The sequence below is a fragment of the Vibrio sp. bablab_jr001 genome, from assembly GCF_016464285.1.
In the GTDB taxonomy this organism is placed as follows: domain Bacteria; phylum Pseudomonadota; class Gammaproteobacteria; order Enterobacterales; family Vibrionaceae; genus Vibrio; species Vibrio fluvialis.
Genome location: NZ_JACDWZ010000025.1, coordinates 21965 through 31975, shown reverse-complemented (window position 1 = coordinate 31975; position 10011 = coordinate 21965). Strand labels below are relative to the sequence as shown.

The window sequence follows — 10011 nt, the reverse complement described above, 5'->3', positions numbered from 1 at the left end:
ACAGCGGTTGTCACTACTAATGCGGTGCCCACAGCAACGCCAGCAGCAGTAACGCCTCCGACAGCAGCAGTCCCGGCTGCTGCACCGCCAGCTGAGCCACCAGACGCTGCAGCAGCAGAGCTTTCTTCAACAGCTGCGAAAGCCGATGTTGAAACACCCAATGCAACGAACAATGCTAATGCGATTTTTTTCATAGAGAGTCCTTAATATACAAATTTAAACATCGATGTTTGAAGTGTGTATTTCACTTCGAAGCCAATTGTAGATATAAATCGTTTGGAAAGTAAACGAACATATGTGTTCGATAAGTTTAGATTCAAACTTGCTTAAACAGGACAGCGGTTTCTAAAAGATATTTGAGACAATAAATTGTCATCTTGGCTGCAATATGCATAATAATCGACCTAAGAATAAAGATGGTATAAGTAACCGTCATGATAATTTTGTCAATATGTTGGTAAGGGTGAGTCTTAAGGATAAATTTAGGCGAAATTAGATGAGAGTGAACATTTAAGTCTAGTGTTATGTGTCTTTATTATTGCTAAATTTTCTTTGAAATCCACGAACAACAACGTATAGGGAGCCTGTAAAGGGCTAGGTATAGTTCTGGTAACAATAGCTGTTCTAAAACTTTCAAACTTTATGTAGAGCTGTGCTCTTACTTTTGTACAGTTGAATGTTTACCGGAGATGATAAGAGTAACTGTAAAGTACTCATGAAAAAATTGGCTTAAATGGAAGTGAAAAAATATCTCGTTCTCTCGGTATTGTTACCGACGATTCTGGCTGGTTGCACTGTTGTACCAGGTTCGCATCTTTCCGTTGATAATAAAAACATCATTCAAGCTGATTCGAATGATCAAAACGATAATACGACTGAGCAAGTCAACATTTATCCCCTAGATGCGCACAGTGTTAGTCGCTATAACTCTGCTAAAGATGTTCGCTCTCGCGCAAATGCTGAGCTTGATAAACAAATTGAGACCTACGAGTATCAAGTAGGGGTTGGTGACATACTAAATGTTACGATTTGGGATCATCCTGAACTGACTATTCCTGCGGGATCCTATCGGAGTGCCTCTGAAGCGGGTAACTGGGTTCATTCCGATGGTACAATTTTCTATCCTTACATTGGCACGGTTGATGTCGCTGGAAAAACAGTGCGTGAGATTCGCGCGATAATTTCAGAACGTTTATCCAAGTATATTGAAAGCCCACAGGTGGACGTAAGTGTTGCGGCTTTTCGATCTCAGAAGGCATACGTTACTGGTGAAATTTCAACTCCGGGTAAACAAGCTATAACCAATATCCCTTTGACCATCCTCGATGCAATTAACAATGCTGGCGGTTTAGCCGACGATGCTGATTGGCGTAATGTTACATTAACACGTAACGGCGAAGAGCTGCATATTTCGTTGTATGCATTGATGCAACATGGTGATTTGACTCAAAATAAATTGTTACAAGCTGGCGATATTATTCACGTTCCTCGAAATGATAGTCAGAAAGTGTTTGTTATGGGGGAAGTGAATGAGCCCAAAATGCTGAAGATTGATCGCTCTGGAATGAGTCTCACTGAAGCGCTTAGTGGTGTGGGCGGGATTAACCAACTATCGGCTGATGCTACGGGCGTGTTCGTGATTCGCACTTCTAATGATAAATCGGAGCGCTTGGCAGATATTTATCAACTGAATATCAAAGACGCTTCTGCGTTAGTGATTGGTACGGAATTTGAAATTCAGCCTTATGACATTGTATATGTTACGGCTGCTCCACTCACACGTTGGAATCGTGTGGTTAGTCAATTGGTCCCGACTATCTCTGGGTTTAATGACCTCACCGAGGGAGTGTTGCGGATCCGTAACTGGCCGTAAGGAGGGGAATTTTGTTTAACAATATCTTAGTTGTTTGTGTTGGTAATATTTGTCGCTCTCCTACAGGGGAGCGCTTGTTGAACAGGTTGCTCCCACACAAGCATATTGCTTCAGCTGGCTTGGGTACAGACAAAAGCCGTCTGACAGGAAGGCCAGCTGATGAATTGGCTTTAAAAGTTGCGGAAAAACATAATTTGGACCTGAGTGACCACAGCGCGCAACAGCTGACGAGTTCACTTTGTGCGCAATACGATTTGATTCTGGTTATGGAAAAAAAGCATATAGAAGCGCTGACAGAGATTGCGCCAGAGGCTCGTGGCAAAACTATGCTATTTGGACAATGGATAGGACAGAAAGATATCCCTGATCCTTTTCGACAAAGCAGAGAAGCGTTTGAATATGCTTATGAATTGATTGAACAGTCCGCTAAAGCTTGGGTGAAAAAGCTATAAATATGAAAACTGCTTGCTGGACCACACAATTAATTTCACTCTTTCCCGGAACGACCCAGGACACAACAATACTATGACAACAAAACTATCGAGAACAGCGGCTGAAAATAGTTCTGATGAAATCGAGTTAGGAAAACTCTTCGGTATTATTTTTGATTCCAAATGGATCATTCTTTTAACTACTTTGTTATTTTCTCTCGTGGGTGTGGCATTCGCTCTTCTCTCTACACCGATCTACAAAGCTGATTCATTGATCCAGATAGAACAAAAAAGCTCAGGTGGTATTGGCTCTTTGGTTGGAGATATGGGAGAGCTATTTTCTTCGGAGTCTTCTGCTACAACCGAAATAGAAATCATTAAATCTCGTATGATTTTAGGGGATACAGTTGATAAATTTAATTTAACAACAGTCGTTGAACCGTCGTATTTTCCATTTTTTGGCAAGGGATTGGCACGTATTCGTGGTGATTTAAGTGCAATAAGTGTGAAGCGCTTTGCCATTCCTGAGTTTGCCCAAGAGTCAACCCATACCATTGTTGTTCTTGATAATGATCAGCAAACTTATCAGTTGCTTCGAGATGACCGTGTAGTATTGAAAGGTCAAGCTGGTGCATTAGCAAAAAAAGATGGTTATGAAGTATTCGTTTCTTCTTTTTATGCGAATGATGGCTTTGAATTTTCTATCGCGAAGCGTAGTCAATTGGAGGCGATTGAGTGGTTAAAGCAAAACTTGTCTGTCAGTGAGCGAGGAAAGCAAACAGGTATATTAGGACTGAGTTTTACTGGTGAGAATCGAGCACTGATTTCAGATGTGCTTAATGATATAGCACAGAATTACTTTTTACAGAATGTCGCTCGTAACTCAGCAGAAGCAGAGAAGAGTTTGAGCTTCCTGAAAAGTCACTTACCGGATGTAAAAGACAGCTTGACTACCGCCGAAGACGTTCTTAACACGTTTCGTCAAAAAAATGACTCAATCGATTTGGGACTAGAGGCCCAATCAACATTGAAGGTTATGGTGGAGCTTGAAGCACAGCTTAATGAACTGACATTTAAAGAAAGTGAAATCAGTCAGCGCTTTACCAAGGATCATCCCGCATATCGATCTCTGTTAGACAAGCGTACTACGCTTCTAAAAGAAAAAGAACGCTTAAATCAACAGATTCAAAAGATGCCTAAAACGCAGAGGGAAGTGCTGCGAATGACGCGTGATGTCGAGGTGAATCAACAAATCTACGTTCAGCTATTAAACAAAGTTCAGGAGCTTTCAATCGTAAAAGCAGGTACAGTTGGCAACGTTCGCATTTTAGACAATGCACAGACGTTTGCAACCCCAGTTAAGCCCCAAAAAACTATGATTGTTCTGCTTTCAACATTATTGGGAGGGATGCTAAGTTTAGCTTTTGTTTTAGTTAAAGCAGCACTACACCGTGGAGTTGAGAATCCTGATGACATTGAGCAGATAGGCCTGTCAGTTTATGCCAGTATCCCCAAGTCAAGTCTTCAACTAGAACTCTTCAACAAGCTCAAACGCCATCGTAAACAAAATAGGGATCTTACATTATTAGCTGAATCCAATCCTGCAGACTTATCAGTTGAGGCATTGCGCGGATTACGTACCAGCTTGCATTTTGCGATGATGGAAGCAAAGAATAATGTCCTCATGATTTCTGGGCCTGCACCAGGTATAGGTAAATCTTTTGTATCGACGAACTTTTCAGTCGTTGCAGCTAAGACAGGTCAAAGAGTGCTATTGATTGACGCAGATATGCGCAAGGGATATTTGCAGCAACCTTTCGGAATGGATTGGGAAAATGGCTTATCAGATTATCTGGGGGGCAAGATTCCTCTTGCAACGGCGGTTAAAGAGACCCGTATTGAAAATTTGGACATCATCACACGTGGTCAGGTTCCCCCTAATCCTTCTGAGCTTCTTATGCATCCTCGATTCAATGAATTAGTGGAGTGGGCGAGTGGGCACTATGATTTGGTTATTATTGATACACCTCCAGTTTTAGCTGTTACGGATCCAAGCATTGTTGGTGCATTAGCTGGGACAACTCTTATGGTTGCTCGCTTTGGTATGAACACAGTGAAAGAGATTGATGTTGCTCGAAACCGCTTCGAACAAGCGGGCATCGAAGTAAAAGGCGTTATTTTGAATGCAACAGAGAAAAAAGCGTCTAACTACGGATATGGTTATTACAGTTATTCATATCAGGAATAATGTTACACCTATCTTTGATTTTGCTGTTTTCAATGCCCGCATATTGCGGGCATTTTTATTCCTAAATACTTAGTCACTTACGAAACATCAGTGTCAGTGTCACTGGCACACGATCCGAAATGCTGATGTCGCCCACCGTGGTTGACAACGCATTTAAATTGCCAGCAGGAATACCAAAATCACTGCCCCCGATCACTACGGGGGCGTATGAGCTGACCATGATGTGATCGCCGGCTGGCATCACTACAACCGGAAAAGTTACGCTTTGAGTTTGGCCGTGCATGGTCACCTTGACGGGCAAGGCGACTTGTTTGGCTTCGCCGCTTAACAAACCAGCATCGACGCTACCGGTGATCGACACCGTTGGGTAGGTCATGCTGTCAAAGAAGATCTCGTTGAGGCGAGTATCGCGAATAGGCACGCCAGTGCTGATGCCCTTTAAATCGACACTGATTTGAAATTGACCATTCTCTTTCAGTTGCCCGGAAAGGGTGTTGATGCTGGCAGGTTCGACCACAAACTGCTTCTTAATCGTGGCAAAACTGATCGACGATAAGCTGGAGTCCAAGACATAGTCGCTGGCAAAAGCACTGTGAGCCGTGAATGCGCTGAGCGCCATAGCGAGTAAAGCCGTTACATTTCTCATGGTGGAACCTTTTCATCACAGATAGTAGCTCTAAGCGTAGTCTCTGAACGTGGAACAGAGTAGTTGGACTCGGGGCATTGTGCTGTCTTTGATCACTCAGTGTCTGTTTCGTGGCATGGGTTCAAACATCTGCTTTCGTTATTAAAGATTATGTTATCCGGATTACAGCCAGTTTTAGTGGATAGAAGAAAAGCGTTTAGCTACCAAAATAGGTATTGCGAACTAAAATTATATCTATCAGTAATAATGAAGATATACATGATGAATGTCTGTTTATGTAGGTCATTGATTGTGGGTGTATCGTTTTGCTTTTCGTCTGCCGTTTATTGCCAATCTTGGTTCGACAGTGTGAGTGTTGGCGCTGGAACTTCATTTGATCACGAGTTTCTCGCGCATATCGGTATTCAGCACAATTTTGATAAACAATGGTGGGAGAGTGACTCTGGAAGCCTTTCAGCCTATCTAGATTTGTCTTTGAACAATTGGTCATTACCTGGAAAAGATGACCTGCGCATTGTTGCGATCTCCCCGGTGTTTACGTACCAATTTTCTACGCGATTGTTCGGAGCCAAACCCAATCTAGAATGCGGTATCGGGGGAAGCTACATTAGCGAATATGTATTCAACGATCGAGATATGGGTGGTAAATTCCAGTTCGAGGATCGGATCGCGTTTGGTTTGCACTATGACTTCGGTACGTTGATGCTAACTTACCTGCATTATTCTAATGGCGGCATATATTCACAAAATGCAGGCATGAATTCGGTGCTGCTCAAATTCCGCTATTTTTGGTAGTGGCAATTTTCTCCTCAATTTCCAAATGCAAAAAAGCCTGATGGGTTTCCTCATCAGGCTTTTGCAATTTGGTGGCCCCTCCCAGATTTGAACTGGGGACCAATCGATTATGAGTCGACTGCTCTAACCACTGAGCTAAGGGGCCGATTAGGGGAACGATTATAGGGGATGGGCTTTGGAGTGTCTAGCCGCAAAGTAGGGTAATAGCGCTTAGTTTTTATTCACTTAGCATCCCGAATAATAAAAAAGGTGAGCCGTGGCTCACCTTTGTCTTTGCAATGATTGCTTACTCGTCGAGGAAGCTGCGCAGAGTCTCTGAGCGGCTTGGATGACGCAGTTTGCGCAGTGCTTTTGCTTCGATCTGACGGATACGTTCACGAGTTACGTCGAACTGTTTACCCACTTCTTCGAGCGTGTGGTCGGTATTCATGTCGATACCAAAGCGCATACGCAGTACTTTCGCTTCGCGAGGCGTCAGACCAGCCAGAACATCACGAGTTGCTGCTTTCAGGCTTGTCGCTGTTGCAGAATCCAGTGGTAGTTCCAGAGTGGTATCCTCGATGAAATCACCCAGATGCGAATCTTCGTCGTCACCGATTGGTGTCTCCATTGAGATAGGCTCTTTGGCAATTTTCAGTACTTTGCGGATCTTGTCTTCCGGCATTTGCATGCGTTCAGCCAACTCTTCCGGCAGTGGCTCACGACCCATTTCCTGTAGCATCTGACGAGAGATGCGGTTCAGTTTGTTGATCGTTTCGATCATGTGAACCGGAATACGGATAGTACGTGCCTGGTCTGCGATTGAGCGAGTGATCGCCTGACGAATCCACCAAGTTGCGTACGTCGAGAACTTGTAGCCACGACGATATTCAAACTTATCAACCGCTTTCATCAGGCCGATGTTACCTTCCTGAATCAGATCCAGGAATTGTAGGCCACGGTTGGTGTATTTCTTCGCGATAGAAATAACCAGACGCAAGTTCGCTTCAACCATCTCTTTCTTCGCACGGCGAGCTTTCGCTTCACCGATAGACATGCGACGGCTGATGTCTTTGATACGATCAACAGTCAGAGAGGTCTCTTGTTCGATGATCTTCAGTTTCTGGATAGAACGGCGAATATCATCTTCGTACTGGCGAACTTTTTCCACGTACGGCTTATCTGATGCCAGAACCTGATCCAACCATGCTTCGCTTGATTCGTTACCCGTGAAGATAGCGATGAACGATTTCTTCGGCATTTTTGCCACTTCGACCACGGCTTTCATGATCAGACGTTCTTGAGTACGAACGCGATCCATTGACGTGCGAAGGGTATCAACCAAATGATCGAACTGTTTTGGTGTCAGACGGAATTCACGGAAGACATCCAGTACCAGATCCGTTGCCTGCTGCGCTTTTGAGCTTTCGTTACCGTGCTCGTTGATCGCGAGTTGCAGGTTTTGGAACTTGTTACGCAGCTCGGTGAATTTTTCCAGTGCCAGCTCAGGGTCGATACCGACTTCTTCATCGCTGTCGCTGCTGTCGTCATCACCGTCTTCATCTTCGTCTTCATCTTCGTCGTCGATGTCTTCTTCATCTTCGTCGTCGAGATCTGCACCACTTAGCTCAGAACCGATGTGGGTTGCTGTTGGTGCGGTGGTCTCTTCTTCGTTTGGATCGACAAAACCAGAAATCAGATCGGTCAGGCGCAGTTCTTCGGCCTGAACTTTGTCAAACTGTTCAAGAATGTAAGGGATGGTGCCCGGGTATTCAGCTACGGCGCTTTGAACTTGGTTGATACCTTCTTCAATACGCTTAGCAATATCGATTTCACCTTCACGAGTCAGTAGTTCTACTGTACCCATTTCACGCATGTACATGCGGACTGGATCGGTCGTTCGACCAATCTCGCTTTCTACACTTGACAGCGCAGCTGCAGCGGCTTCTGCTGCATCTTCATCAGTGATCGTGTTGTCGTCGCTAAGGGCGAGGTCATCGGCATCAGGAGCAGTTTCTACTACTTTGATACCCATGTCGTTGATCATCTGAATAATATCTTCTACCTGTTCAGAATCGACGATCTCAGCAGGTAGGTGGTCATTTACTTCGGCGTAGGTCAGATAGCCTTGTTCCTTGCCTTTAATGACAAGTAGTTTAAGCTGTGACTGCGGATTTTGATCCATAGACGGTATCCAACTTCGTATCTGGTGAAGGAATAGTATGCGAAATGCAAACCACGTATATTAACAAATTTATTCGTTGCTGACTATTTAAACTGGGTTACGCTTTTAATTCTAGCATTAACGCTACTAGCTCCCGCTTTTCCTCGGCTGATAAACCGACGCTTCTCTCTTTAGCCTGCAAGTTTTCAATTTGTTTCTCTACGCACTGGGCAAGAATTTTGTCCAATGAGTCTAAAAATAGTTCTTCTTGGTTGTCTTCGACAAGGGGGATTTCCCAGCTTGCCAGACGAGACAGAAGTGCCTCATTTTTACTGTTGCGCCAATGTTCAAGTAATTGGCCCGTTGAGATATGGGGGTATTGTCGGCAATTTTCAAGGACTTCTACCAACAAACTCAGCCCCGGAATAGCCAGACCTCTAACGCTGGAAAGGTCAGGTACCATATCAGCATAGCTCGGATTTTGCAGAAGCAAAGCGATAACTTCCCGCATCGGCGTGCGTTTAATTTCTTTGTGCGGTTGCGGTCGACTATTGGCTTCACTCGGTAAATTCGGCTTTTTATAAATACCGGTTTTCTGCTCAAGTATTTTCAGCAACTGATCCTGTAAAGATTCATCTGGGATCTTATTGATCAGTGGCAGAGCCATGGCTTCAAGCGCCGCTTTACCCTCATTGTTGCCGACATTGACTTGTGACAACAGATTAGAAAACAGATATTTCGACAGAGGTTCTGCCTGGTTCATCTGTTCTTCAAAGGCATCTTTACCAAACTTGCGTACGTAGCTGTCCGGATCCTCTCCATCAGGTAAGAACAAAAACTTCAGAATGTTGCCACTTTTTAAGTAGCCCAGTGCATTTTCCAGTGCACGCCACGCGGCTTCACGGCCTGCACGGTCACCGTCGTAACAGCAAACCACAGTATTGGTTTGACGAAATAGCAGCTGTAAGTGATCGCCGGTGGTTGACGTACCCAGTGAGGCGACAGAGTAGTCGATACCATATTGCGCCAGCGCCACCACATCCATATAGCCTTCGACCACCAGAATCTGTGGTGGTTCACGATAGGCCTGCAGTACTTCGTAAAGGCCATACAGTTCCTTACCTTTATGGAAGATGGGCGTTTCTGGCGAGTTGAGATATTTCGGTGTGCCATCGCCGAGCACGCGGCCACCAAAGCCGATCACGCGGCCACGACGATCACGAATCGGGAACATTACTCGACCGCGAAAACGGTCGTAGCGGTTGCCATTGTCGTTCTCGATCAACATACCACCTGATACCAGCATGTCCTGATTGTGGCGGCTTTGACCAAAGTTCTTACGAACCAAATCCCATTCGTCTGCTACAAAACCAATACCGAATTTCTGGACGATTTCGCCAGATAAACCGCGGTTTTTCAGGTATTCAATCGCGTGACGGTTGGATGCGACTTTGAGTTGCTGACGATAAAACTGAGCGATGCTGCCCATCAAATCATACAGGTTGCGTTTTTCTTCGCTGTTGGCTCGAGGGGCATTTTTGTTAAACGACCCGTTACTGCGCTCTTCCCGAGGTACTTCAAGTCCGAGAAAAGAGGCCAGCTCTTCAATGGCTTCAGGGAACTCCAGACGCTCATATTCCATCATAAAGTCGATGGCATTACCGTGCACACCACACCCGAAACAGTGATAAAACTGTTTTTCCTGGCTGACGCTGAAGGAGGGGGTTTTCTCGTTGTGGAATGGGCAGCAGGCGCTGTAGTTTTTACCCTTTTTTTTAAGTTTTACACGTGCGTCGATGATGTCGACAATATCAAGCCGAGCCAGGAGGTCATCAATGAAACTGCGAGGGATTTGTCCTGCCATAAAACCTAAAA

Annotated in this window: 8 protein-coding genes and 1 tRNA gene; 4 read left to right on the top strand and 5 right to left on the bottom strand. The window is 44.7% G+C overall.

All coding sequences use genetic code 11. From position 1 onward, the window contains the following. Positions 1-16 precede the first annotated feature (16 nt). Positions 17-166: a hypothetical protein gene (locus JIG40_RS01160; protein WP_158150307.1), complete on the bottom strand. Its 150-nt coding sequence runs from the start codon at positions 164-166 to the stop codon at positions 17-19. A gap of 567 nt (positions 167-733) precedes the next feature. Between JIG40_RS01160 and JIG40_RS01155 the strand changes: the two genes are divergently transcribed. From JIG40_RS01155 to JIG40_RS01145, 3 genes are all read left to right on the top strand, one after another. Beyond that, a complete protein-coding gene (locus tag JIG40_RS01155) occupies positions 734-1873 on the top strand; it encodes a polysaccharide export protein (protein ID WP_158151502.1) in 1140 nt (379 codons plus the stop codon). Positions 1874-1884: 11 nt separating this feature from the next. Continuing rightward, on the top strand, positions 1885-2325 hold the full coding sequence (locus JIG40_RS01150; protein ID WP_199464635.1) for a low molecular weight phosphotyrosine protein phosphatase: 441 nt from the start codon (positions 1885-1887) through the stop codon (positions 2323-2325). A 73-nt stretch (positions 2326-2398) separates the two neighbouring features. Then, the gene (locus JIG40_RS01145) at positions 2399-4552 is read left to right on the top strand and encodes a polysaccharide biosynthesis tyrosine autokinase (protein ID WP_158151500.1); all 2154 of its coding nucleotides are present in this window, start codon (positions 2399-2401) and stop codon (positions 4550-4552) included. A 73-nt stretch (positions 4553-4625) separates the two neighbouring features. Here JIG40_RS01145 and JIG40_RS01140 read toward each other — a convergent pair whose 3' ends face one another. Continuing rightward, entirely contained in the window at positions 4626-5198 is a 573-nt protein-coding gene (locus JIG40_RS01140; RefSeq protein ID WP_100268884.1) for a YceI family protein, read from the bottom strand. A 258-nt stretch (positions 5199-5456) separates the two neighbouring features. Here JIG40_RS01140 and JIG40_RS01135 point away from each other — a divergent pair, with 258 nt between their 5' ends. Beyond that, positions 5457-5993: an acyloxyacyl hydrolase gene (locus tag JIG40_RS01135; RefSeq protein ID WP_222758107.1), complete on the top strand. Its 537-nt coding sequence runs from the start codon at positions 5457-5459 to the stop codon at positions 5991-5993. A 69-nt stretch (positions 5994-6062) separates the two neighbouring features. Here JIG40_RS01135 and JIG40_RS01130 read toward each other — a convergent pair. The 3 genes from JIG40_RS01130 to dnaG form a co-directional block, all read right to left on the bottom strand. Next, positions 6063-6138 (bottom strand) — tRNA-Ile (locus tag JIG40_RS01130). Positions 6139-6279: 141 nt separating this feature from the next. Beyond that, complete coding sequence (gene rpoD / locus JIG40_RS01125; protein WP_020330404.1) at positions 6280-8157, bottom strand: RNA polymerase sigma factor RpoD; 1878 nt, start codon at positions 8155-8157, stop codon at positions 6280-6282. 97 nt (positions 8158-8254) lie between these two features. Continuing rightward, positions 8255-10000 carry a DNA primase gene (gene dnaG, locus JIG40_RS01120; protein ID WP_020330405.1) on the bottom strand — a complete coding sequence of 582 codons (1746 nt, stop codon included), beginning with the start codon at positions 9998-10000 and terminating at the stop codon, positions 8255-8257. Positions 10001-10011: the final 11 nt, after the last annotated feature.